This is a genomic window from Rhodocytophaga aerolata (genome assembly GCF_030503435.1).
In the GTDB taxonomy this organism is placed as follows: Bacteria; Bacteroidota; Bacteroidia; order Cytophagales; family 172606-1; genus Rhodocytophaga; species Rhodocytophaga aerolata.
In genome coordinates this window covers 279685-306423 of record NZ_JAUKPO010000003.1, presented here as the reverse complement: position 1 = coordinate 306423, position 26739 = coordinate 279685, and the positions used below count along the sequence as shown (strand labels likewise).

General features: G+C 38.4%; 18 protein-coding genes and 1 tRNA gene. 12 read left to right on the top strand and 7 right to left on the bottom strand.

Annotation, left to right across the window (positions count from 1 at the left end):
- Window positions 1-23: 23 nt before the first annotated feature.
- Complete coding sequence (locus Q0590_RS08045) at window positions 24-2240, bottom strand: RelA/SpoT family protein (protein ID WP_302036998.1); 2217 nt, start codon at window positions 2238-2240, stop codon at window positions 24-26.
- A 324-nt stretch (window positions 2241-2564) separates the two neighbouring features.
- Between Q0590_RS08045 and Q0590_RS08040 the strand changes: the two genes are divergently transcribed.
- The 4 genes from Q0590_RS08040 to clpX all read left to right on the top strand — a co-directional run bounded on the left by Q0590_RS08040 (window position 2565) and on the right by clpX (window position 6536).
- Window positions 2565-2646 (top strand) — tRNA-Leu (locus Q0590_RS08040).
- An 80-nt stretch (window positions 2647-2726) separates the two neighbouring features.
- Window positions 2727-4094 carry a trigger factor gene (gene tig / locus Q0590_RS08035; protein WP_302036997.1) on the top strand — a complete coding sequence of 456 codons (1368 nt, stop codon included), beginning with the start codon at window positions 2727-2729 and terminating at the stop codon, window positions 4092-4094.
- A gap of 213 nt (window positions 4095-4307) precedes the next feature.
- Window positions 4308-4979, top strand: a complete 672-nt coding sequence (locus Q0590_RS08030) for a ClpP family protease (RefSeq protein ID WP_302036996.1) — start codon at window positions 4308-4310, stop codon at window positions 4977-4979.
- A gap of 327 nt (window positions 4980-5306) precedes the next feature.
- Complete coding sequence (clpX, locus tag Q0590_RS08025) at window positions 5307-6536, top strand: ATP-dependent Clp protease ATP-binding subunit ClpX (RefSeq protein ID WP_302036995.1); 1230 nt, start codon at window positions 5307-5309, stop codon at window positions 6534-6536.
- A gap of 60 nt (window positions 6537-6596) precedes the next feature.
- Here the strand turns inward: clpX and Q0590_RS08020 are convergent, their stop codons facing one another.
- A complete protein-coding gene (locus Q0590_RS08020; protein WP_302036994.1) occupies window positions 6597-7391 on the bottom strand; it encodes an SDR family NAD(P)-dependent oxidoreductase in 795 nt (264 codons plus the stop codon).
- Window positions 7392-7557: 166 nt separating this feature from the next.
- On the opposite strand from Q0590_RS08020, the gene Q0590_RS08015 reads away from it, so the two are divergent.
- Window positions 7558-9468: a RecQ family ATP-dependent DNA helicase gene (locus Q0590_RS08015; protein WP_302036993.1), complete on the top strand. Its 1911-nt coding sequence runs from the start codon at window positions 7558-7560 to the stop codon at window positions 9466-9468.
- Window positions 9469-9551: 83 nt separating this feature from the next.
- On the opposite strand, the gene Q0590_RS08010 is transcribed toward Q0590_RS08015, so the two are convergent.
- Window positions 9552-10106 carry a hypothetical protein gene (locus Q0590_RS08010; protein ID WP_302036992.1) on the bottom strand — a complete coding sequence of 185 codons (555 nt, stop codon included), beginning with the start codon at window positions 10104-10106 and terminating at the stop codon, window positions 9552-9554.
- A gap of 146 nt (window positions 10107-10252) precedes the next feature.
- The gene (locus Q0590_RS08005) at window positions 10253-12472 is read right to left on the bottom strand and encodes a WG repeat-containing protein (RefSeq protein WP_302036991.1); all 2220 of its coding nucleotides are present in this window, start codon (window positions 12470-12472) and stop codon (window positions 10253-10255) included.
- Between the two features lie 389 nt (window positions 12473-12861).
- Between Q0590_RS08005 and Q0590_RS08000 the strand changes: the two genes are divergently transcribed.
- Together Q0590_RS08000 and Q0590_RS07995 are read left to right on the top strand one after the other, a co-directional pair.
- Window positions 12862-14871 (top strand): DUF3857 domain-containing protein, encoded by a 2010-nt coding sequence (locus Q0590_RS08000; protein ID WP_302036990.1) that lies wholly within the window; start codon window positions 12862-12864, stop codon window positions 14869-14871.
- A 111-nt stretch (window positions 14872-14982) separates the two neighbouring features.
- A complete protein-coding gene (locus Q0590_RS07995) occupies window positions 14983-16896 on the top strand; it encodes a DUF3857 domain-containing protein (protein WP_302036989.1) in 1914 nt (637 codons plus the stop codon).
- A gap of 433 nt (window positions 16897-17329) precedes the next feature.
- Here Q0590_RS07995 and Q0590_RS07990 read toward each other — a convergent pair whose 3' ends face one another.
- Together Q0590_RS07990 and Q0590_RS07985 are read right to left on the bottom strand one after the other, a co-directional pair.
- Window positions 17330-19384, bottom strand: a complete 2055-nt coding sequence (locus tag Q0590_RS07990; protein WP_302036988.1) for an OmpA family protein — start codon at window positions 19382-19384, stop codon at window positions 17330-17332.
- A gap of 155 nt (window positions 19385-19539) precedes the next feature.
- Window positions 19540-21573, bottom strand: coding sequence for an OmpA family protein (locus Q0590_RS07985; protein WP_302036987.1), 2034 nt, complete (start codon window positions 21571-21573; stop codon window positions 19540-19542).
- Window positions 21574-21729: 156 nt separating this feature from the next.
- Between Q0590_RS07985 and yihA the strand changes: the two genes are divergently transcribed.
- The 3 genes from yihA to Q0590_RS07970 all read left to right on the top strand — a co-directional run bounded on the left by yihA (window position 21730) and on the right by Q0590_RS07970 (window position 23348).
- Window positions 21730-22335: a ribosome biogenesis GTP-binding protein YihA/YsxC gene (gene yihA, locus Q0590_RS07980; RefSeq protein ID WP_302036986.1), complete on the top strand. Its 606-nt coding sequence runs from the start codon at window positions 21730-21732 to the stop codon at window positions 22333-22335.
- Window positions 22336-22499: 164 nt separating this feature from the next.
- Window positions 22500-22877 carry an energy transducer TonB gene (locus Q0590_RS07975; protein ID WP_302036985.1) on the top strand — a complete coding sequence of 126 codons (378 nt, stop codon included), beginning with the start codon at window positions 22500-22502 and terminating at the stop codon, window positions 22875-22877.
- Between the two features lie 21 nt (window positions 22878-22898).
- Window positions 22899-23348, top strand: coding sequence for a DUF5606 family protein (locus Q0590_RS07970; RefSeq protein ID WP_302036984.1), 450 nt, complete (start codon window positions 22899-22901; stop codon window positions 23346-23348).
- A gap of 94 nt (window positions 23349-23442) precedes the next feature.
- On the opposite strand, the gene pyk is transcribed toward Q0590_RS07970, so the two are convergent.
- Window positions 23443-24879 (bottom strand): pyruvate kinase, encoded by a 1437-nt coding sequence (gene pyk, locus Q0590_RS07965; protein WP_302036983.1) that lies wholly within the window; start codon window positions 24877-24879, stop codon window positions 23443-23445.
- A 313-nt stretch (window positions 24880-25192) separates the two neighbouring features.
- Between pyk and Q0590_RS07960 the strand changes: the two genes are divergently transcribed.
- Both Q0590_RS07960 and fabF read left to right on the top strand, forming a co-directional pair.
- Window positions 25193-25429, top strand: a complete 237-nt coding sequence (locus Q0590_RS07960) for an acyl carrier protein (RefSeq protein ID WP_302036982.1) — start codon at window positions 25193-25195, stop codon at window positions 25427-25429.
- Window positions 25430-25482: 53 nt separating this feature from the next.
- On the top strand, window positions 25483-26736 hold the full coding sequence (gene fabF / locus Q0590_RS07955; protein WP_302036981.1) for a beta-ketoacyl-ACP synthase II: 1254 nt from the start codon (window positions 25483-25485) through the stop codon (window positions 26734-26736).
- Window positions 26737-26739 lie beyond the last annotated feature (3 nt).

The window sequence follows — 26739 nt, the reverse complement described above, 5'->3', positions numbered from 1 at the left end:
GCAGGCATTCCTGACATAGTGCATCAGGCAGTGGTTTGAGAGTCGAAGCGGGTTACGTTCACAATGCCAGCTACTTTACTGAGTTTTTTCATCAGTATTTCCAGATGTTTAGTATCATGTACAAATAACATAATATAGCCCTCAAATATTCCATCGTTTGTATCAATTGTGATAGAACGCATATTTACCTTCAGCTCGTTGGAAATAATTTTAGTCAAATCGTTTACCAACCCCACTCGATCTGTTCCTGTTATGCGTAGTCCTGCCAGAAAAGCGATTTCTTTTTGGGACGTCCATTTGGCTTTGATAATGCGGTAGCCATAATTAGACATTAATTCTACGGCGTTAGGGCAACTAGTCCGGTGGATTTTTATGCCTTCATTTACGGTTACAAAACCAAACACATCATCGCCGGGAATAGGATTACAACATTTAGCCAGGATATAATCAATCCGGTCCATATCTTCCCCGATCAGCAACATATCTGACTCTACCCCACGGACTTTCTTAATCTGGTTTTCAAATGTTTTAGCATCTGATATTTCCTCCGATTTCCCGTTAGATTTCTCCTGACGCAGGTTCTTAAACTTATTTATTTCATTAACGTCTACGAATCCTTTGCCTACTTTATAAAAAAGCTCTATTGGAGTTTTACAGTTAAAGTATGCCCGGAGCTGGTTAGTAGTAATGTTATTTAAATCGATATGCAATTGCCGTAGCTTCCGTTCCACCATTTCTTTGCCCTGGGCGGTAAGCTTCTTTTTATCTTCCCGCAGGTATTCTTTAATTTTAGAACGGGCTTTGGAGCTTACTACAAACCGGAGCCAGTCTTCACTGGGTTTTTGCTTGCTGGATGTGAGAATTTCTATCTGGTCGCCATTGTTTAAAATATAACTCAGCGGTACCAGTTTCTGATTCACTTTGGCTCCTAAACAATGCGAACCTATTTCTGTATGAATGTCAAAAGCAAAATCCAGGGCAGTAGCTCCGTGAGGTAATATTTTAAGTTCACCCTTCGGCGTAAACACAAATACTTCTTCATTAAAGAGGTTTGTGCGGAAGTCGTCTACAAACTCAATGGCAGAACTGTTATCTTGTTCCAGCATCTCGCGTACGCGGCGTATCCACACTTCCACGGCAGATTCCTGTGCTCCATTGTCTTTGTATTTCCAATGGGCGGCATATCCTTTTTCAGCAATCTCATCCATACGTTCGGTACGAATTTGTACTTCTACCCACTGGCCGGTTTTGCTCATAACCGTAGTATGCAACGATTCATACCCATTCGCTCTAGGCGTACTTATCCAGTCGCGTAACCGGTCCGGATTTGGTTTATAAAAGTCAGTAACAATAGAATATACCTGCCAACAAGCTGCTTTTTCATGTTCGAGCCTGGTATTGAGTATAATCCGGATGGCAAAAAGGTCGTAAACTTCCTCAAAAGGGATTTTTTGCTTCTTCATCTTATTCCAGATGGAATAAATAGACTTCGGCCGGCCTTTAATAACAAAATCAAAGCTATGGTCTGTTAATTCTTTCTCTAATGGAGCAATAAAGTCCTTAATAAATTTTTCCCTGGCAGCTTTTGTTTCGCGCAGCTTTTCAGCAATCTGTTTATAAATATCTCCTTCTGTATACTTAAGATATAAATCTTCCAGTTCCGATTTAATAGAGTAAAGCCCTAGCCTATGTGCCAGAGGTGCATAAATATAAATGGTTTCAGAAGAAATCTTCAACTGCTGGTTGCGCGACATGCTTTCCAGTGTACGCATGTTATGCAGCCTATCCGCAATCTTGATCAGAATTACCCGTACATCGTCTGAAAGGGTAAGCAGCATTTTTCGGAAATTCTCTGCCTGCTGAGAGGTGCCATACTCAAATACACCAGATATTTTAGTAAGGCCATCTATAATTTTAGCGACTTTGGGGCCAAAATCCCGGTCAATATCCTCAATTTCCAGTTCGGTATCTTCTACTACATCGTGTAAGAGGGCCGACACAATGGAGGTTGTTCCCAACCCGATTTCTTCTACACAAATTTGGGCTACTGCCAGCGGATGATAAATATAGGGTTCACCCGACTTTCGCCGCATCTCTTTATGTGCTTCCAGAGATGTATTAAAAGCTTTTTTTATCAGCTTGGCATCATTATCTTTTAGAAAAGGTTTGGCTACTTTGAGTAATCTGCGATATCTTCTCAGAATTTCCTTTCTTTCCAATTCGAGGTCTACCGTTTCCATGTAAGATGTCTGTATTGTATTGGAAAAAGATAAAGCCCGGTGTGGGCTTATCAATTAATGTTTTATTAAGATAGCTTAAAAGTAAATAAAATCAAAGTTTGCATACAGATTTAAGCTTTTCAAGACGTTTTATCTAAGCAATTATCCCCTCACAATCAGAAAGCTTGAGTAGGTTCAATAATTATTTGCGTTCATCGGTTATTGTCCGGAAAAATGAATTGCTAACGATGAGTACCTACCTTTATAACAATAAAAAATATATTTTATATCTATTGTGCTTGAAAATTTTATTTGTACATTTGCAACTCATTTTGAAACAGCTGCGCGGATGTGGCGAAATTGGTAGACGCACTAGACTTAGGATCTAGCGCTTCACGGCATGGGGGTTCGAGTCCCTCCATCCGCACAAATCTAACCCCCATTGCCCATACAAACGGGACTGGGGGTTTTTAAATTAAGGGAATTACACTCAAAAATTATACTGCTTTGGATATTACACTCGACAAACAAACCAACACCGATGCTTCCATTAAAATTAAGCTTGCGGAAGCTGATTATCAGCCAAAGGTAGAATCAAAGCTGAAGGAGTACAGCAAGAAGGCGCAAATTAAAGGTTTCAGACCTGGAAAAGTACCCCCTTCTTTAATAAAGAAGATGTATGGCAAAAGTGTAATGGTGGATGAAATTAATCAACTGTTAACGGATGCGGTAAACAATTATATCAAAGAGAATAAACTGCCTATTGTTGGCGAACCGCTGCCAGATACCGATAAAGCTGAGACCATTGACTGGGATACCCAGAAAGAATTTGAGTTCAGCTATAATGTGGGCCTGGTTCCGGATTTTAAAGTGCCGGTAGACAAGTTAGACGTCACCGATTACCAGGTAGAATTAAGTGATGCTGAACTAGACGAGGCAATTAATAATCTGCGGACCAGAAACGGCGAGCACATCCATCCGGAAACCTCTGCAGAAGGCGACTTTTTGTATGGTAAACTGAAACAAGTAGATGGTGAGCTTGCAAAAGAAGATGCCTTTATTTCGTTAGTAACGGTAAAAAAAGATGCGCTGCCCCAGTTTGTAGGCGTGAAAAAAGAGGATACCATCACTTTTGATGTGCAGAATACATTCGAAAAACCAGAGACAGCAGCTCATGTACTAGGTACTACTACAGAAGAAGCAGAAAAACTGACTGGTAATTTTGAATTTACAGTAACGGATATTGAGCGGAGTGAGCCTGCCACGCTTAACCAAGACTTTTTCGATAAAATGCTGGGTAAGGATAAAGTAACTACCGAAGAAGAGTTCAAAGGCAAAGTAAAAGAAATTCTTCAAGATAATTACAAGCAAGGAGCCGAGAAACGCCTATCCGATGAAATACGTACTCAGCTGGTAGATAATACTGATATTACATTGCCAGATGACTTTTTGAAAAGATGGCTGAAAGCCTCTAACAACAATGTAACAGATGAGATCCTTTCCAAAGAATATAATTTATATGTAAAAGACCTCAAATGGAGCTTAATTAAAAATAAGCTAGCTGAAGAAAATAGCATTAAGGTTGAACATGAAGAAGTGGTAGACAAAACCAAAAACATGATTACCCAGCAATTTGCCAGCATGGGTATGGCTGAACTGCCAGATGAGAGCTTAACTTCTTATGCAGATAACTTCCTGAAAGCTGAAAAAGGTAAAAACTACATGAACATTTTCGAGCAGGTATTTACAGATAAAGTAATAGCGCAAGTAAAGTCTCAGGCACCTATAAAAACCCGGGCAGTTTCTTCAGAAGAATTCCAGAAGCTGGATGCTCATACACATGATCATGACCACGATCATGACCACAGTCATTAATAGAAGGTAAAGATTTTAAGGTATTTTATAGCATAAAATCTTTACTTTATAAAGCATTACAAGAGTTGATTAAAAAATTAGGCATGAAATACCCAAAGTTGATGAACTTTACCTTTCAAATCCTGATTCACATTTCAAGGAAATAGTTTAAAAAAGTCCTTCTAACAAAGGGCTTTTTTTTTAGTTTTGTATATATTAAACCACACACTGCGTATGCTTAATAAAGATGAATTCAGAAAATTTGCCGTTAAAGGCCAGAATATTAACGGTTCTAATGTAGACAGATATATTCACCATGTAGAAAACATGACCCGTACAGTAATAGAGGAAAGGCCTACCAACTTCCGCGAGATTGATGTTTTCTCCAGGTTGATGGCCGACCGTATTATTTTTCTGGGAATGGGTATTGACGACAATATTGCCAATATAATTGTAGCACAGTTGTTGTTCCTGGAATCAGCTGATGCTAAGAAAGATATACTTTTGTACATAAATAGTCCCGGTGGCTCGGTTTATGCTGGTTTAGGTATTTACGATACCATGCAGTATATCCGTCCGGATGTAGCTACCATTTGTACCAGCTTAGCGGCTTCTATGGGTGCTGTGTTATTATGTGGAGGGGCTGCTGGCAAACGTTCTGCTTTGCAACATGCACGCGTAATGATTCACCAGCCTTCCGGCGGTGCGCAAGGCCAGTCAGTAGATATTGAAATTACAGCTAAGCAGATAGTTATTTTGCGTAGAGAGTTGTATGAAATTATTGCTAAGCACAGTGGTAAATCATTTGAGCAGGTAGAAAAAGACTCAGACCGTGATTACTGGATGAAAGCCGAAGAAGCAAAAGCTTATGGGCTCATTGATGAAGTATTGGTAAGACATCAATAAAAATACAGACTATTCTCAATCCGGGAATAGTCTGTGTTAGCTTACACATCTACCAAGCTATTATTTATACTTAGAAAACAATACTGTTATACAAAATTTTGGAATTTGCCGCTGTATGGCGAAACTATAAATTTTACTTTTTTGTACTATTTAATTAAAAAAGGTCTGGACTACAAAAAATATATTTTCTTCTAGTCGGGAAGAAGGTGTAAAAAAATAAAAGATTTTTCGGTTGATGGAGCAGACAAAAATAAGTAGCTTACATAGCTGATAGTATATAAATCAGTCTTCTGATTATCAATTTGTACATAAATTAATCTCAATAAAATGGCTCAAACCAATTGTTCGTTTTGCGGAAGAAGTAAAAAAGAGGTCACTTTAATGCTTTCCGGCATAAACGCACATATTTGCGACCGTTGCATTATGCAAGGTCATCAGATATTACTTGAAGAAACTAAGCCCAAAGATAAAAGTGCTCCTGCCAGTTTTCAACTAATGAAGCCTGTAGAAATGAAAAATTTCCTGGAACAATTCGTAGTTGGGCAGGATGAAGCAAAAAAAGTACTGGCGGTAGCTGTATATAATCATTACAAGCGATTAATGCAGCCAAAAGCCGAAGATGATGTAACCATTGAAAAATCGAACATCATTATGGTAGGCGAAACAGGTACTGGTAAAACATATCTGGCCCGTACCATGGCTAAAACCTTGCAGGTGCCTTTTTGCATTGCTGATGCTACTGTTATTACAGAAGCTGGTTATGTAGGCGAAGATGTAGAAACTATTCTAACCCGCCTCTTACAAGCAGCTGATTATGATGTAGAAAAGGCAGAAAAAGGCATTGTCTATATTGATGAGATAGATAAAATTGCCCGTAAATCAGATAATCCCTCTATTACTAGAGATGTAAGTGGAGAAGGCGTGCAGCAGGCTCTGTTGAAGTTATTAGAAGGAACTGTGGTAAATGTGCCTCCTCAAGGTGGCCGAAAACACCCTGATCAGAAGATGATTGCCGTGAATACAGAAAACATCCTGTTCATTTGCGGAGGAGCCTTTGATGGGATTAACCGCCATATTGCCAAGCGTGTGAATACGCGTCCTATCGGGTTTGTAGATAAAACCAAATACGATTTTTCGCACGAACAGGAAAGCCTGCTTAAATATATTAACGCACAGGATTTGAAATCTTTTGGTTTGATTCCTGAATTAATTGGCCGCCTGCCGGTATTAACGTATCTGGAGCCTTTAAGCCGCGACACCTTACGCCAAATCCTGACAGAGCCTAAAAATGCTATTACCCGCCAGTATAAAAAATTATTCCAGATGGAAGGCATCCGCTTGGAATTCGATACCGATGCTCTGGATTATATTGTGGATCAGGCTATGTTGTTTAAGTTGGGAGCCCGTGGACTTCGGTCTATCTGCGAAGCCATTATGACAAATGCTATGTTTGAATTACCTTCCAGAACAGATATTAAAGAATTTGTTATAACCAGAGATTATGCAAAAACTGAATTTGAAAAGTCGAAGTTCAGTACGCTGAAAGCGGTAGCTTAATTTGAGTTAATTTCTCCAAAATAAAGCCTGTTAGATGATAGTTCTAACAGGCTTTATTTTTTATTTATTATCCGCTGTCGGATGGTTTTGAGGAACCGGGCTGTAGATGGTCCAGCCGCCATCTACCATTATGGTATCTCCGGTGATATGGCGTGCTTCTGTTGAGGCTAAAAAAAGAGCGGTATTTGCTACATCTTCCACATATCCTGTTCGCCCATTAGGCGCCACAGAATTCCAGTTCTTTTCATAATTTGGGTCATCTGTTAACGTGCGTTCAGTAATGGTGGCCCCAGCACCTATGGCATTTACTGTAATTCCGTAGGGGCCTAGTTCCAGGGCAAGCCCACGGGCCATTAAGCGTAAGGCCGCTTTGGTCATGCCATACGCACTCAGATTAATATGCGCCTGTACACCAGTCACTGATGACATAAGTATAATTCTACCTGGAATTTTGTATTCAATCATGGCCAATGCAGCAGCCTGAGCCGAGAAATAAGATCCCCGCATATTTACACTGGTTAACGTGTCGAAAGCTTCAGGTGTATAGGTAAGAAAAGCTCCATAATTGGTAATGCCAGCATTGGCTATCAACACATGCAATCCCTTATGAGTAGAAGCAAATTCTTTCACCATCTTCCGTACCTCTTCTACATTCGCTATGTCGCACGCATACGGGAATACACGCTGCTCCCCTATCTCGTTGTTTATCTTAGTAGCCGCCTCTTTGGCCAGTACTTCATTTTTATCGTTTAATGCAACAATAGCTCCTTCGCTGGCAAAGTGGCGGCATATACCAAAGCCTATGCCTGAGCCTGCTCCTGTAACCAATACATTTTTGTTTTCAAATCGTTTCATACGTATTCCAATGGATTTCTATAGCAAACAACGATTTACTAAAAAATCAGTAACTATAAAATATCAGGGCTTTATTAATATAGAATTTGATGTTTCTAATACACTTTTAGCGCATCATGGTCAAACCACTTATTTTTGTTAATTTTAGTATGTTCTTTACTGCCGTATGAGCCACATCCATGACATTTTAAAAACATATTGGGGCTACGATTCTTTCAGGCCTTTACAGGAGGATATTATTTCAGCTGTATTACAGAAACAAGATACATTAGCGCTGCTTCCTACCGGCGGAGGCAAATCTGTTTGTTTTCAAGTTCCGGCATTGGCTATGGATGGTATTTGTATAGTTATCTCTCCATTGATCGCCTTAATGAAAGATCAGGTAGAACAATTGCAGAAGAGACATATTCCGGCAGTAGCCCTGTATTCCGGCCTCACCCGCCGGGAGATAGATATTACCTTAGATAATTGTGTGTTTGGACAATACAAGTTTCTCTACATTTCTCCTGAACGTATTCAAACGGAACTATTTATTGAGCGGGTTAAACGCATGAAAGTTGGCTTGCTGGCAGTAGACGAAGCACATTGTATATCGCAGTGGGGTTATGACTTCCGTCCTCCTTATCTGGAAATTGTGAAGTTACGGGAAATTCTGCCAGATGTACCTGTAATCGCTTTAACAGCTACAGCTACCAAAGAGGTTAGAAAAGATATTATAGATAAACTGGCTTTCCGCAAACCACAGGTTTTTCAAAAGAGTTTTGCCAGGGAAAATTTATCGTATTCGGCGTTCAAGGAAGAAAACAAAGAAAAAAAACTCTATACTATTTTACAACGAGTACCTGGTTCAGCAGTAGTGTATGTACGTAGCCGCAAAAGGACACAAAAACTGGCAGAATGGCTTACTCAATCCGGTATTAGTGCCGACTTTTATCATGCCGGGCTAAGCAACCAGCAACGTTCCCAGAAACAGGATGCCTGGATAACTAACCATACCCGCGTAATGGTGGCTACCAATGCCTTTGGTATGGGCATAGATAAACCTGATGTACGCACCGTAATTCACATAGATTTGCCGGATACATTGGAAGCATATTACCAGGAAGCAGGCCGCGCCGGACGAGATGAAAAAAAAGCATATGCCGTAGCTTTGTATCACCAAAGTGACATTACAGATCTGCAAGAACGGGTAGAGCGTGCCTATCCCCCTATTGAGTTTATTCGGCGTACTTATCAATCTCTGGCAAACTACTATCAAATAGCTGTGGGCAGCGGATACCTTTCCAGCTATGACTTTGAATTAGATACTTTTGCAGACACGTATAAATTACCTCCTTCTGATACTTATTATGCCTTAAAACGATTGGAAGATGAAGGATTTATCCAGTTTAATGAATCTTTTTACAGTCCCTCTAAAGTATACTTCCAAATAGATAAAAAACAGCTTTACGAGTTTCAGGTGGCCAATGCCGGGTTTGATGTATTAATAAAAATGCTATTGCGAATGTATGGAGGAGAAGTATTTACCAGTTTTATGGTTATTTCAGAGTATGCTGTTGCCCGCCAGTTACAAATTCAGATAGCGGATGTGGAAAGAATGCTAACTGCACTGCATGGGTATAATATTCTGATTTACGATAAACAAAAAGATAAGCCACAAATTACATTTACGACCGTGCGGTTTAATGCGGTAGATATGCCTCTACAGACCCGCCATCTTCAAATTCGTAAACAACAGGAATTAGATAAAGTACAGGCAGTAATTACCTATGTTACCCACCAGAACAGGTGCCGGACTTTACTCTTGCTAGAATACTTTGATGAGATTTCAGATAAAGAATGTGGAGTATGTGATATCTGTCTTGAAAAAAAGAAACAAAAAGACTATTCAGACTATTTCCATCAAAACCGACAGAAAATATTGCAGCTATTAACAGGCAAGGAAATAAGTTTACAACAGCTCGTATATGCAATAAATCCTAAAAATGAAAAGATGTTGCTGGATACAATACGTGAAATGGCTGGCACCGGGGAAGTGAAATATGCAGCAAACGGCAACATTTATATACCCTCGTAATTCGTAATCCCTACAAAATAAAAAAGCTGCCTGATAATCAGACAGCCGTTAAAAGGTTTAAGGTTAAATGTATCTGGTTAATTTTATTTACTTTCAAATAAAAATTGCTCAATCTTCTCTTCAATAAATTGCGCTTGTTCAGGAGTATCCAGGTTCTTTAGCAAGAATATCGGGTCACTGTTTTTTACCACTACTTGCAGCTGATATGCCACATGGTTGAGTACAGCATCTGAGTAATCTTTCTCAATTACATTGAACTGCACTATATCGTCCCGTTTAATGGTTTTAGCTCCAAACCAAGGGAGTGGCTTAAAATGAATAGATATGGTAGATTTATTTATAGTAATTACGGTGGTATTAAAAAATCCGCATATCGCCTTATATAACATCCATAAACCAATTATCTGCAACGTACAAACAACTATTCCAACAGCAATTAATCCGGCTAGCAATATGCCGGTAGCTTTTGCATAAATAAGCTCATGTAAGGCAAACCCGGCAGATATATTAATAATAAATGCGAAGAGTAGCTGTAAAAATCTTCCGTATTCAAACCATTTTTTCTCAATCGTAAGACCGTTGTGCGAATCAACAAAAGAGATCTCTTCCGGAAGCAGTAGTTGTGAGCTAGTGTACATATAGAATGAACTTAAATATTTCATAAATTTTACTAATAAAATAATAATTTCCAAATATATATAATGGAAAATTTACAATTAAAGTGTTTTTTGTTATAAAATTACTTAACAGAAATTTGTTACTAATAGTTTTCTGAAATCAGCCCTTATTTTGCAGTGGCTTTAACTTTGGTATTTAGCGGTTGAAATGTGAAAGAAGTAGCTTTCTCTAATCCTATATAAGAGGCAGCAAATGGATTTTTTACCAGTATATCAAACAAAGGCGGGATAATTACTATTCCTTTTGCATCCGCTAATCCGTATTTATTATTTGTTCTTAGTATAGCTTTATTGTCCTGCTGTGGAAGTATCTGGTCATATTTTGCATAGAGCACTTCAAACCCTCTTTTATTAAGCATGCCCTGCTTCCCTTTATGCTCGAATAAATATACTCCCGTTGAATGCCTGGTAATTTTATCGAACGAAAAGGGTGTTAGTATTTTTCCTGTGACATCAATAATTCCATATTTATTATCCTTTTTCGCTAGTAATTTTCCATCTTGTATTAACCCTACTTCCTCGTAATAAGGCTGTATCACAAGTTTATCTTGCTTAGTAATAAAGCCCCATTTGCCTGCCAATCTCACAGCAGCCAGATTGCCTTCAAACGGGCGTACATCCTCATACCGGTTTGCTAATCGAAGGCGGCCAAAACTATCCACGAAACCATATCTGCCATTTATAATAGCTGGCAAAAATTCTTGTTCTTGCTGATATATTATTTTCTGAATACCACTGCCAGGCTTAACTAATACTTCTCCTTTGCTGCTATACAAAAATATATTTTTACCACTATACGCCCAGAAGGTATGGTCGGGTGTCATAGGTGAGATACTGTCATAAGCTGCTGGAATGCAAGGCATACCTGTAGTACTAATTCTGCCGTATTTGCCTTTTTGTTGAATGGCAATACTGCCGTCTGCTACAAACTGCATAGGTTCAGTAGAAGTGTATTTTACTCTTCCTGTATTGTCAAGCACTTCATATTTACCTGCTATTTTCCGGATATAATAGCCAAACTGGTTCATAGCAAAATAATCTGCTTTCGGTTCAATTACCCATTTCCCATTTTGGTGAAGTATACCATGTTTTCCTTTATATACAGCCACACAGATACTATCTGTTACTTCACCTAAAAAATCATATTGCAGGGGGATTACCTCTTCTCCTTGCTGATTAATGTAGCCATACTTACCGTTGTTTTCTACTTTTATTAAAGGATGTTGCGTAATGGGTTCTATCCAGGAGTAGGGCTGCTGAGTTATATTCGTTTTTGTTGCCCCTTGTCTCTTCAGGATTTCCCATTGCCAGCCTGTTTCATTCCTGGTTCCCGCTCTGATGAATTCAGGTGAATCAATATGGATACGGTCATAGACGGCTGGCAGAAATGATTGCAACACTGCTTTTTCATCTACAAGCACACCGTATTTAGTGGCTGTTTGATAAATAATAAATCCGTTATGCTCAGGCTGTATACCATCCATGTTAGCATGCAGTACACCGGTAGTGTCTAATATTCCTACTTTGCTCTGAATAGAAAAAGCATAATGCTGACCAGAAATAGCATACAACGTGTCTAACCCATACGTTGCTACAGAATCAAGTGAGCCAATTATCTTCCAGGAATTAAAAGGGGTAATTTGCAATTCCTGATTTTCTGTACGAATGGCTTTATGTTCAATGGGTAGAATAACCGTATTAGCCCAGTTCAGCAAACCATAGGCTTTTATAGTACACTGTATTTTTTCTGTAGATGCGTAAGCATACAGTTTGTTTGACCCTGCTAGTAATATGCCATCTACAGGGGTTGTTTCAAGGGCATGATATTGCAATGGAATGACTACTTTGCCTTGTATATCAATTACTCCATACAAAGTATCAGCAACAGGAGAAACAGAGACTTGCCCAACTTTAATTTTATCTCCACTAAAAGGAAGCATTATATCATAAGCAGCAGATCTTATTATTTTATTTTTAGTAGAAATCAATCCCCATTTACCAGATTGTTTATAACCTAGTATTTCGCCGCCCATAACCGCTGATTTATCTTTAGGCAGCATCCATCCTAAATCTTCATAAGAAGCAGGAATTACTTCCTTTCCTTTTGTATTGATTAATCCCCAGGCATTATTTTTTTTTACAAAAGCATAATTGTCTGTAAAAGGAAAGGCCTCCTCATATCGTGCTTCAAGTATTATCTGGCCACTTTCATTTTTATAGCCAAACTGTGCCTGCTGATCCTTAAAAAGGAAAAGTGGTTGGCTGCTTTGCGCAAAAGAAGGAATGGAAAAACAAAGAAATAAAAAGTAATAATAAATTCTGTACATATTGTAAGATACACACTGGCACATTTTTGAGTTCGATTCCCCTGAATTTGTCGACCAGTAATTGGGTTGAATAATTTACAATAAAATGCAAATATGGGTAATAATAGTTTATGGAAAAGGGGCATTATTCTTACATAACTACCATTATATACTTGGTAGCAGAGAACATAGTTAGGGTTAGCCAGTAATCAAGTAAGGCTGATACAGGAAATTGAAATAAAGTCTATACCTGCTTAGTAAGATACTATCAGAGCCAAACTGATGAGAGTTTTTGAGTAAAAAAGGAGAATAAACTTTCATAATCTGAGCAAATCTATACATGAGTTACAGAAGAGAGTGAACAAGTATTCAGAAAAAACAAATATTTTATGGTCAAAACTTTTAACCCCATGAAACATCTTTTTCTGGAGACATTTTCCAGAGTCATCATTTCAGTTTCTCTCTCTTTTCTTACCTTATCGGCTTTCGGCCAGGCAGATCCCATAAAATTTGGTAAAGTAGAATTGCCAGAATTGCAGATGAGCACCTATGCTAAAGATACCAGTGCGCATGCAGTAATTTTATGCGATTTTGGTAAATCTTATTTCAAGTATTCAGACCATGATGGATTCCAGGTGTATTTTGAAAGACAGGTACGTTTAAAAATTCTGAAAAAAGCAGGGTACGACTGGGCAAACGTACAAATTCCATTCTACCGTGTGAGTAATAGCCAAGAAGAAGAAGTGTTAAATTTAAAAGGATACACATATAATCTTAATGGCAAAGAAATTATAAAAGACAAGTTAACCAAAGAAGCTATTTTTGATGAGCAGGTAAGTGACAACTGGGTAATTAAGAAGTTTACAATGCCCAATGTGAAAGAAGGCTCTGTAATAGAGTTCAGTTATACAATTAAGTCTGATTTCCCTTTTACATTTAGAGAGTGGCAATTTCAAGAAAGTATCCCTGTTGTATGGAGTGAGTACCGTGCTACCATGCTCGAATATTTCGACTATAAAAAGTTATCGCAAGGCTATGAGTCATTCTCTACGGAAGTAAAAACGGTAACCGAACGTATCAACAGATTTAATGGAGATCCGAATCCGTTAACTCCGCAAGCTACTGTTTACCGCTGGGTAGCCAAAGACATGCCTGCGCTTCGTGAAGAGCCCTACATGACAACTATTAATGATTATGTGACCAAAATCAATTTTGAGTTGGCGACTGTTAAACTGCCTGGGCAAATGATACAACCAATTAATAATACCTGGCAAGCCTTAACAAAGAGTTTATTGGAGGGAGAAAGTTTTGGCCTGCCATTAAAAAGAACCGGCTTTGCAAAAGATGAGTTAGCGGCTATTTCCTTAAAATATACAGATCCGGTACAACGGACAACTGCTGTGTATAATTTTGTGAGAAAACAGGTAAAATGGAATGAGGTAAAGCAAAAATATACGTCTGGTTTAAAGAAAGCTTATGAAACACATAGCGGTAGCTCAGCCGATATTAATCTTATGCTGGTGGCTTTTTTAAAAGAAGTAGGTATAGAGGCCAATCCTGTAATTTTAAGTACCCGTGATCATGGAAGAGTGCTCGAGACATATGCTTTAATTACAAAATTTAATTATGTAATAGCACATGTAAATATCAATGGAAATGAGTTTCTATTAGATGCAACCGACCCGGTAATAAAGCCAGGTATGCTGCCTGCCAGATGTCTGAATGGGGAAGGATGGTTGGTATCAGAGAAAAATCCTCATTGGGTATCACTTCAACCAATAGAAAAACTAGCGCACGTATTTGTTGCCAGATTAAATGTTTCACCGGAAGGGGACTTGAAAGGAAATATAGATGTCTCGGATGGCGGATACAGCGCTCTGGCTATGCGTAAAAAGATTTTCTCTGAAGGGAAAGACAAATATATAGAAACTGTTAAAAAAGAACATCCTGAATGGCAAATTACCGCCCATAGTTTCACAGATGTTGAGGAGATTGATAAAACAGTGAATGCAAAATATGAAGTTACCCTATCTGATTTTGCACAAGTAGCCGGAGATATGATATACCTGAAGCCTATGCTTAGCGAAGCCAGAAACGCTAATCCTTTTAAACTGGAAAATAGGTTATTTCCTGTAGATTTTGCTTATTCAGTGGATGAAACATATGCTTGTACATTTACTATTCCTGAAGGATACAAAGTAGAAGAAATGCCAAAAGGTGCTATTCTGGATTTGCCGGAAAAGACAGGACGCTTTACTTATATGGTAGCTGTGAATGGCAACACTATCCAGATTACCAGCAGAATTACTTTAAAAAAGCCTGTATATTATTCGGAAGAGTATCCTTTTCTGAAAGAGTTCTTCAATCAGGTTGTGGCCAAACATGCAGAGCAGATTGTGATAAAAAAATCTAAAATTTAATAATCCGTATGTCATCGTATCGCTGCCCAGATAGGTAAAAAAACTTAACTTATTTGGGCAGCGATACTAATGTGTATAATAGTTTCACTTCCTACTAATTTTTATCATTCTATGTTCAACATTAAATCTGTTTCTCTTCTGCTATTTGTGTGCAGTTATTTCCGGGTTATGGCGGGAGATGGAAACTATGCTGTAAGTAGTATTCCAGCTAAACTATTAGAAAATGCTTATGCTGTGCAGCGTATGGAAGAAATCACTTTTACGGTAAAATCTCCTGGTGAAGCTACCAAGAAAACCCGTTATGCAATTACTATATTAAATGAAAAAGGAAAGAAATATGCCAAAGCCTACGTTGGGTACGATAAATTAGTAAAAGTAAACAATCTGCAAGGTTCTGTATATGATGCACAGGGTAAGTTAGTAAGTAAACTTAAAAAAGCTGATACACAAGACGTAAGTGCAGTTTCAGATAATTCCCTCTTTGAGGATAACCGCATGAAGATAGCCGCTTTTTCGTATTCTGAATATCCTTATACCGTAGAATTTGAATACGAAACTACCAGCAAAAATACCCTGTTTTATCCGGTGTGGACGCCTCAGGGGGCAGAGCACTATGCAGTAGAACAATCTATGTTTACGGTGATAATGCCGAAAAATTTGAAACTCCGGTATAAAGAAGTAAATATTAATCAGAAAGTGAGCCTTTCTTCAGTAGAAAACAACACCATATATACTTGGCAAATAGCTAATCTTCCAGTATTTGAAGTAGAGCCCTTATCGGCGCCGGCAACTACATTGCTGCCTATTGTATATACGGCACCTACAGACTTTGAAGTGGAAGGATATCAGGGCAACATGAGTAGCTGGCAAGAATTAGGCAAATGGCAACATAAATTAAATGAAGGCCGCGATGTATTACCTGAAAGCGTGAAGCAAAAATTACAGCAACTGACAGCCAGAGAAACTGATAAAGCGAAAAAGGTAAAAAAGATATATGAATACCTGCAAGCAAATACCAGATATGTTAGTATACAGCTTGGGATAGGGGGCTGGCAATCTTTTGAAGCGTCCTTAGTGGCAGACAAAGGATATGGCGATTGTAAAGCCCTTTCTAATTATACCAAAGCCATGCTTAAAAGTGTAGGGGTAGAATCTTATTTTGCTCTTATTAAAGCCGGAGATGATGAGCAGGATATTGCAACCGATTTTCCGACTATGCAATTTAACCATGTAATTCTATGTGTTCCGGTGCAGAAAGATACTATTTGGCTGGAATGTACCGACCAGACGAAACCATTTGGCTATATGGGAGGATTTACTGGTAACCGGCATGCATTACTTATCACTTCAGAAGGGGGAAAGCTCGTAAAAACGCCTTCTTATACAGCTAAAGATAATTTGCAGCACAGAAAAGCAGAAGTAGTTATTGCGGCTCATGGAGATGCCACCGCTGAAATAACCAGTGTTTATACCGGACAACAGCAAGATATGTTGAGCCAGATGATTTATGCCTATGGCCCGGAAGAACAAAAGAAAATGCTGTATAAGAGCATTAAAATACCTAGTTATGAGATTAATTCTTTTACATACACACATACGAAAGAACGTGTACCGGCAGTTTCTGAAAAGGTAGTATTGAATATTCGTAAATGTGCCTCAAAAAGTGGAAGCAGAATATTTCTTACGCCTAATTTACTGTCTGCCATCAGTTATGTACCACCTGTTACTGAAAACAGACGTTCAGCGGTTGTACTTCCACTTTCTTATATAGATACCGATACTATCCGGTATCATGTACCAGAGGGTTTCCATCCGGAATTTTTACCTGAAACCATTCATTATAAATCTGCTTTTGGTGAATATACAGCTTCCATCGTAGTAGATAGAGGCATAATTCTATACATCAGAAAATTTACGATGAACAGAGGCACCTATCCGGCAGCATCTTATAATGAGTTGGTTGAATTCCGCAAAAAGGTAGCAAAAGCCGATAAAACTCAGATTGTGCTTGTAAATAAAAGTTAACGAAGGTTGTTTTACAAATTACCTCTATCAATCAAATCCTAGCAGCTGATTGATAGTTTGAAGAGAAGGGATTAAGCGTATTTACTTTACGCTTAGTCCCTTCTCTTTTTAGATGAATATATAAAGAGAAAATACATACTATATGTATACTAATCTTATCATCTCCTGTTCAAGAGCCTTTTATGGTCTTGCGATTAAATGCTTTTATTCAAAGAAATTGTTAGAAATGTAATATGCTTTGATTGTCTGACATAAATTTAATCTAACTAGCTGAATACATGGGTGGGTTATATTTAACAACTCTGAAAGTAATAGCAGGCAAGTGAGCGTATTGTGCAGTTCTTAAGCGGCGTACTACTTGTGGGTATTCATAGAAAAAGCACCTTGTAAAAGGTGCTTTTTCTATGTCTGATTAAGTACTAAGGTTAAATGATTATTTTACGGCTGCCGATTGGTTCTGTACCTGGCTAATGATTTCAAACTCTGTTCTTCTGTTAATTTCTCTTCCTTCTAATTCATCATCATTAGAAGCTAAGGGTTTTTCTTCTCCATATCCAACTGCAATTAATCTGTTTGATTCAACACCTTTATCAGTTAGATATTTAACTACAGCCTTTGCCCTATTTTGAGAAAGTTTTTTGTTCAGTTCAGCAGAACCAATTTTATCTGTATGACCAGATATTTCTATAGTATAGCTTGTGTTTTCTTTCAGCATTTTTTCTAATTTTTCTAATTCCTGAAATGATTCAGGTTTTAGAGTTGCTTTCCCTGTATCAAAATAAATATTGCGTAAGATGGTTTTAAAACCTATCTGCAATTTAGAAAGAGAAATTTCTTTAACTATTTCCTTGGCTTCAGCAGATATAGCAGGGATAGATACATCTGCATTGGTGTACATATACCCATCTTTCTCTACGGCAATGCCATAATCCATCGAGCCACTATTATTAAACGTGCACGTATACACTCCTTCAGATACTTTAGTTAGACTAACTTCAGCTTCATTTGTTTTAGACTTCAACAGGATACTGGCACTTATCGGAGTTTGAGCAGAGGCATCAGTTATCCGAATAACCAGTTTTACTGGATTTAATGCATCAGGTACTTTTACGATTGGGGCCGGTTTACCTGAGATCTTCCGCACTTTCAGCTTGTCGTAGTTCTGCAAATTGTCGGGAATAGCTACTTTATAAATATCTTTCTCCCCCATACCGCCATCTTTAACAGAAGCATAATAGCCAAATCGGCGGTCACCAGATTTTACAAAATAAATATCTTCATCCGGTGTATTTATCGGGTAACCAATGTTAACTGGCTCTGACCATTTCTTGGTTGTACTATCAAATTCACTTACAAAAATATCATACCCACCCATACCTTCATGGCCGCGTGAACTGAAATAAAGTGTTTTGCCATCATAATCGATAAAAGGACCGTCTTCATCAGATATTGTATTGATGGGAGCACCCATATTGGTTGGTTTAGCCCATCTCCCATTTTTATCCAGCTTACTCATGTAAATATCTATACCTCCTTTGCCTCCTGGACGGTCACTAGTGAAGAACAGGGTTTGCCCATCCGGAGATATGGAAACAGAATTTTCATTATAGGTTGAATTTATGTTAGAGCTAAGCGGCTCAGGGCTAGACCATGTACCATCTTTCCGCTGATTAGAAACATAAATATCTCCCCCATTTTCATCTTTATAGAGAAATAGCGTTTTTCCATCGCCTGACAAACCTATACTTGCATCGTGGTATTCTGTGTTTATGTTAGCGCCTAAGTTTTGAGCAGGTTGCCATTCGCCATCTTTAAATTCGGAAATATAAATGTCTTCAAAAAATTCTAAGTCTTTATCTACGTTTCCAATACCCACGCCCCCTTCACGGCGCGAAGTGAAGATCATTACCGATTCATCCTTATTAATGGCCGGTGCATAATCAGCATGGCCTGAATTAACACCTTTGCCAAGATTTTTTATAGAATATTCCAGCGGATCACTTGTGTACTTTTTACCATTATTACATTTTGCTATTTTTTCATCAATCTCAGCCAGAATAGCTTTTAATGTGTTTTTATTTGTTTTTTTAGTTGCAGCATCTGCTTGGATCTTCGTTTTATGCTTCTCATAATAGGCAATAGCATTGTCGAAATCGTTGCCATATTGAAATGATTGCCCAATCAAAAGTAAAATATCTGCACTAATACCGGGGTCCAGTTCGTAGGCTTTAATTAAATACTTACTTGCCCTGCTTTTATCAATGGTTTCTATAATTGCTTTACCAGCCATAAAGTTTGCCCTTACGTTGTTTGGATTTTCCCGTAAGGCTAACATATAGTTGTCGAGGGCAAGGGATTTAGCACCTATATTATATGCAGCATCCGCTTCTGCTACTAAGTCGTTATCTAGTTGAGCGGATACCTTTCCTACGTTTACAAGTAAACAGGTAACGACCAGTAGCCAGACAGACAAGTATTTGTTTAACATAATTTTTATAAAATCTTTCATTATCTTCAAACCTGAAATGAAATAGTATCTTCAATTTGAGTTCTATGGCAATGTAGCCAGCCTTAGAAGAGTAATTGTTTCATTTACCGGTTAAATATGTTATATGTATATAAATCGTGAAAAAACTATTTTTTCTACTTACCTGTAATCTCAAATTCTGTCCTCCTGTTTAATTGCCTACCCGTTTCATCGTCGTTAGATACTAATGGACGTCCCATTCCATATCCGGCATAGCCTAATCTCTCAGGACTTACCCCTTTGGCAACCAGATAATCAACAACTGCTTTTGCCCGCCGCTCAGATAATTTCTTATTATAGTCTGCACTTCCTTTGTTATCGGTGTGGCCAGATACCTCAATTTTTAGGGTAGGCACCTCATTCATAATGCTTAAGAGTTTTTCTAACTCGGCTGTACTTTCTTTTTTAAGCGTGGCCTTATCGAAATCAAAAAAGATATTCCGCAGAATAATTCTGGACCCCACGCTTACTTTCTTTAGCTCTACATTAAGGGTAATTTCCTGAAAGCCTTCACTTGCCGGGATGTCATAGTTTTCAGAGTGGAACAGGTAACCTTCCTTCTGAACAGAGAAGCCATAGTTTTTGCCAGATAGCATAACAGTTTTGTAAAAACCTGCAGAATCTGATACTTGTTCGGAGATAACTTCACTGTTTTCATTATTTACAAGCACAATCTCTGCTTCCAACGATTCTTTAGTGAAAGCATCAGTAATGTATCCACTCAAAATAGTAGTTGCGCCCGCTGTTGGTTTAATTGCTGGCTGATCCAGAGGGAGGCTTTTGATTTCTATCTTTTTCTCAATCTTAATTGCACTTCCGGTGGCTGAAGCCAGGGTTTCTCTTTTTGGCATAGAGATAATATAAATATCTTTCTCTCCTAAACCTCCTTCTTTCGCAGAGGCATAGTATCCATGCCGGTTATCGGCAGAGAGTACAAAGTAAGTGTCATCTCCAGACGTATTTATAGGATAGCCAATATTTTCGGGTACCGACCATTTTCCGTTTGTTTCCATGGAACACCGGTAAATATCGTAGCCGCCCATACCGGCATGCCCTCTGGAACTGAAGTATAGATTTTGCCCATCGGGATGAATGAACGGAGCATCGTCGTCGTAAGGTGTATTGATGGGAGCCCCCAGATTTATGGCTTCTCCCCAATTGCCTTTTGCATCTTTGTGGCTCATATAAATATCTAGCCCGCCCAGGCCGCCAGGGCGGTTGCTGGAGAAATAAATAGTATTGCCATCAGCCGTCATAGAGACAGAGGGTTCCTGATACTTAGTATTTACCGTTTCACCTAAGCTTTGCGGTTTAGACCATATATTTTTTAACGCATCAAACCTAGAAACATAAATATCCCCGCCACGGCTATCTTTGTAAATAAAAAGCTGCTTACCATCCGACGATAAGGCTATACAGGCATCATGTTTATCTGTATTAATTTCTTGTATATTTTTCGGCTCAGCCCATTTGCCATTCGATTTAATAGAAATATAAATGTCCTCATAATATTGATTATCATCTATAGCTACAAAGCCACCGGTAGAACCTGCCCTGCGGGAGGTAAATACGAGTACAGATTCGTCGGCTGAAATAACTGGTGCATATTCGGCGTACTTAGAATTAATGATAGGACCAATATTATCTATCTGAGCTTTTACCGGTTTATCCAGGTATGTTAATCCATTTTGACATTCATATATACGCCTCTCTAAGATGGGTAGAAGGCTTAGATCTTTTGTGAGAGTTTTGACAGCTATAGCTTTATACGCTTTAAAAGCATCTATTGCTTCTTTGAATTGGTGATTATATTGATAGGCTTCCCCCAAATACCTATGTATATCGGGATGGATAGCAGGCATTTTTGCATAGGCTTTTTGTAAGTAAGCCACCGCCTTATGTTCATGAATGGTTTGCAAATAACAGATGCCTGTATTGAAATTTGCTTGGGGATGCTCCGGATCAGCTTTAAGGTATTCCAGATAAATAGGCAGGGCATTTATATAATCGCCACTTTCAAAATATTCACCGGCTTCTTTCAATATTCTTTTTGAGGATTGAGCAAAAAGTGGTGCAGCAGCATTCTGGATCAGCAGAAAAAGAATAATCTGCCTAAGGAAAGGCAAGAATGATAGGAGTTTATTTCTCATTATTCAAGTAAACTAGACACTTAAGTTATGCTAATCTTAAACAAAGCTCTAGCAACTCGTAGAATGTGAATGTAAGTTCAAGCGAATTAATAAGGGGCAAGCTGAATAATTGGTTAATTTTGAGCGTATTTCAGGTACGAAGCGTACAACAGTCTTATGAAAATTATACAAGCCACTTTTATTCAGAGTAATACCGACTATAAAGCATGTCCTGCCCCAGAAAAGCCCGAATATGCTTTTATAGGCCGTTCCAACGTCGGGAAATCGTCATTAATAAATATGCTTACCGGCCACCCAAACCTGGCTAAAACGTCACAAAAGCCCGGTAAAACACAGTTGATCAATCATTTTCTCATAAATGATGAGTGGTATCTGGTAGACTTGCCCGGATATGGATGGGCTCAGGCCAGTAAAGCAGACCGTGAAAAATGGGATACGATGATCAGGCAATATTTGCTTCAGCGTACAAATTTGTTATGTGTATTCGTATTGATAGATTCCCGGCATGAGGCACAAAAGGTTGATCTGGAGTTTATGGAGTGGTTAGGAAAATCGGAAATACCTTTTAGCATTATATTTACAAAAGCAGATAAACAAACAAAATCCAAGACGCAGCTTCATGTAGAACAGTATATTCAAAAAATGCTTGAACAATGGGAGGAGGTTCCTTCGTATTTCGTAACATCATCTGTTTCAAGAGATGGGCGGGATGAAATACTGAAGTTTATTGATTCGTTAAATAAAACTTATAAAAAGATATAACAAAATTCATAAGGGTGAGTACTGTATGATATAACTAGCGGTTGAGGCGATTGTCAATGATCTTTTGCAAGGTGTAATAAAATTGGGTAATTTTGATATGAAATAGGTTGTTTTACGCGTAGCTATGTAGAATAATCTAATGTATCATCTTAATAGCTATTATTATGCGAAACAAGTTAATGTTTTTATTATTCTTTGCTCTTTTGGTAAGTAGCGTAACAATTGCTCAAACCTCGGCGAGCAGCAACGAAAGAGTGCTTCCGGTGGCAGAGCACTACGAAGGTGGCAGAGAAGCTTTATTGGCTGATATACAGAAAAATCTTCAATATCCACCTATGGCTAAACGTAACCGCGTCCACGGAGAGTGTGTTGTTGCTTTTACTCTGGAAGAGAATGGGAAAATGATAAATCAAAAGTTGATAAAAAATATCGGTGCAGGATGTGGCGAAGAGGCTATGCGTATAGTACGGAGCCTTAAATTCAAAGCTCCGGGTTATAGAGTAGATGCCACCATACCTGTCCGGTTTGATCTACAGAAGTAAGTAATTCTAATTAAACTATTCATGGATTTAAAAGAAATAGCAACTGTCTCTGGAAAAGGAGGCTTATTCAGATTGGTAAAACCTACACGTTCCGGTGTAATTCTGGAATCAATTGATGAGCAAAAAAGCAAACTGGTGGCTGGGCCTCAATACCGGGTTTCTATATTGAAAGAAATTTCAATTTACACAACTGGCAAAGAGTCTTCCGTTCAATTGGAAGAAGTATTAGCAGCCATTTTTGAGAAATATGGTAAAGACTTGCCGGTTCAACCAAAATCTTCCTCCGAGGATCTCTTCAGTTTTATAGAAGAAATCGTGCCCCAATATGACCGGGAGCGGGTATATTCGTCTGATATTAAAAAATTAGTAACCTGGTATGGTATATTGGTGAACCATGCGCCGGATCTATTTGAGAAGAAGCAGGAAGATGCTGTACAAGCACCGGCTGAAGAAGAGAAGAAATCCTCGTAAATATTTTAATAGTACGTCAATAGTATGTACAATAAAAAAGCTTCAAATATTCTTTGAAGCTTTTTATTTATTTCTATAAATATTAGACATTAGACTATTCCACTACACTTAGTTTAATTGTATTAGTCTTTTGCTTTTTGCTGATAGGCATACTTGCTGTATTAATAATAATATCCCCTTTATGTAAATGGCCTTCTTTAGCTAATATATCCTGGATATCCTGAAATGTTTCATCCGTAGTAGTAAGTTTGTCGTAATAAAAAGCTCTTACACCCCAAGAGAGACTCAATGTATTGAGTAAGAAAATATTGCTGGTAAAGATGAATATATTTGCTTTTGGCCTGTGGCTCGAAATCCGGAAGGCCGTATATCCTGAACTGGTCATTCCTACAATTGCTTTCGCTTCCGTATCTCTGGCCAGGCGGCAAGCACTAACTACGACATTATTGCTGTTGAAATTTGGATCTTCTCTGAATTTAAGAACATTTGCATGGTTTTTAAAATAGATGTCTGCTGATCCCTCAATATTGTGAATAGTATCCGTCATACATTTTACAGCTAACGTAGGATACATGCCAGAAGCACTCTCTGCACTCAGCATTAATGTATCAGCGCCATCTATTACAGAGTTAGCGATGTCATTAATTTCTGCCCGGGTAGGCCGCGGACTCGTAATCATGCTTTCCAGCATTTGAGTGGCTATAATTACCGGTTTGGCTGCCTGATTACACTTCTGCACAATCATTTTTTGAATCATAGGCACTTCTTCCATTGGTATTTCCACCCCTAGATCGCCGCGGGCCACCATTAAGGCATCCGAAGCAGCAATAATTGCATCGATATTCCGGATAGCTTCAGGCTTTTCAATTTTAGATACAACCCTAGCCTTTTTGCCACTATCTTTTATAATATTTTTAAGCTCAATAACCTCCTCGGCTGTTCTTACGAAAGATAAAGCAATCCACTCTACATTATGTTCTAAGCCAAACAACAAGTCTTCACGATCTTTTTCCGTAAGAGCTGGTATAGATACATTGGTATTCGGTAGATTAATCCCTTTTTTAGATTTAAGAATACCCCCATATACTACTTCCGTCAATACATCTGAACCCTCAATGCTTAATACCCGCAACTCAATTTTTCCATCATCCAACAAAATAGCCTCTCCAGGTTTTACATCACTAGCCATTTCCATATAAGTAGTACTAATCCGTTCGGCATTACCTACTACCTTTTCTGTTGTCAGGGTTAATTTACTTCCTTTGTGCAGCATGACACCATTGTTCTCCACTTCGCGCGTACGGATTTTAGGGCCTTGCAAATCCTGTAACAATCCTATATGAAAGTTGTGTTCTTTGTTTAAACTACGTACAGCTTCCACTACTTTCAGATGCTCTTCATGGCTGCCATGCGAAAAGTTAAGCCTGAATACATCTGCCCCAGCCTCAATCAGTTCAAGTAGCTGCTCTTTTTTATTACAGGCAGGTCCAACAGTGGCAATTACTTTGGTTTTATTGAAGTGTATTCTCATTTGTGTAATTGATAGTGATTAATCTTTATTGGTTGGCTAATTCGTACTTTCAAAAATAGATGAATTATATAAATTACTTACTAGCAAAGCAGATTCTCCTGATAGGAGTATATAAGAATTTATAGCATGTTAGTTGCAATATTAGCAGTATTTATTTGAACAATTACCGCATTAAGCAATAAATCGTTATCTAATTCATCGTAAAGGTATGATTAAAAAGACTTTTAAATTAAGAATAGTAGAAATTGTTTGACAATATTAGTTTAAATGTATTTCTTTGCAGTGGTTTTTAACTTAAATTTTATAAAAGGAAATGTCAGAAATTGCACAAAAAGTTAAAAGTATTATTATAGACAAGTTAGGCGTTGAAGAGTCAGAAGTAACGAATGAGGCAAGCTTTACCAATGACCTGGGAGCTGATTCTTTGGATACTGTAGAACTGATCATGGAGTTTGAGAAAGAGTTCAACATTTCTATTCCCGACGACCAGGCTGAAAATATCTCAACAGTAGGTCAAGCGATTGCTTACTTAGAGGAGAATGTAAAATAAGTAGCATACCCATCAATTTCCCATCAAATCTGCATGAGCAGAGAGTTCGTTCTATGAATTTTAGGAGAGTAGTAGTTACTGGATTAGGCGCACTTACCCCCATAGGAAACAATGTAAAAGACTTTTGGCATTCTTTGTCTACAGGGGTAAGTGGTGCTGCACCCATCACGAAGTTTAATGCAGAAAAATTTAGAACCCGGTTTGCCTGCGAGGTTAAAAATTTCGATATACATAATTTTATAGATAGGAAAGAGGCCCGTAAAATGGACTCTTTTACTCAATATGCTATGGTGGTTGCCGAAGAGGCACTTACAGATTCTAAATTGGAGATAGATAGAATTGATTTAGACCGGGCAGGTGTAATCTGGGGATCTGGTATAGGAGGGTTAAGAACTTTTCAGGAAGAAGTTATGGGATTTGCCAAAGGCGATGGTACACCTAGGTTCAATCCTTTCTTTATTCCTAAAATGATCGCCGATCTTAGTTCGGGCTTCATTTCAATTAAATACGGATTCCGGGGGCCAAATTTTGTCACCGTATCTGCCTGTGCCTCTGCTACCAACGCGTTAGTAGATGCATTTAATTATATACGTATTGGAAGAATAGATATTGCTATAGCCGGAGGCTCAGAGGCTGCTGTTACAGAAGCTGGTATCGGTGGGTTTAACGCTATGAAGGCATTGTCGGAACGCAATGAAGACCCTCAAACTGCCTCTCGTCCATTCGACAAAGATCGGGATGGGTTTGTGCTAGGCGAGGGAGCAGGTGCATTAATTTTAGAGGAATATGAACATGCTAAAGCCCGCGGCGCTCATATTTATGCCGAGTTGATTGGTGGAGGTATGTCTTCTGATGCTTATCATATTACAGCGCCTCATCCTGAAGGTTTGGGTGCTTTAAATGTAATGCGCGATGCTTTACGGGATGCCAACATCAAACCTGAAGATATAGATTATATTAATGTTCATGGCACCTCTACGCCTTTAGGAGATATTAGTGAAACATCTGCTATTCAGAAGGTTTTTGGTGAGCATGCCTATCAACTGAATATTAGCTCTACGAAATCTATGACCGGACATTTGTTAGGAGCTGCCGGAGCAATAGAAGCCATTGCATCCATTCTGGCTATTCAACATCAGTTAGTTCCGCCAACCATCAATCATTTTACCGACGATGAAGCTTTTGATGCCAGGTTGAATTTTACATTTAATAAAGCCCAATCCAGAAAAATAAATACTGTCCTTAGTAATACCTTCGGCTTTGGTGGGCACAATTTTTCAATCTTGTTCAGAAAACTGCAAGCCTGATCC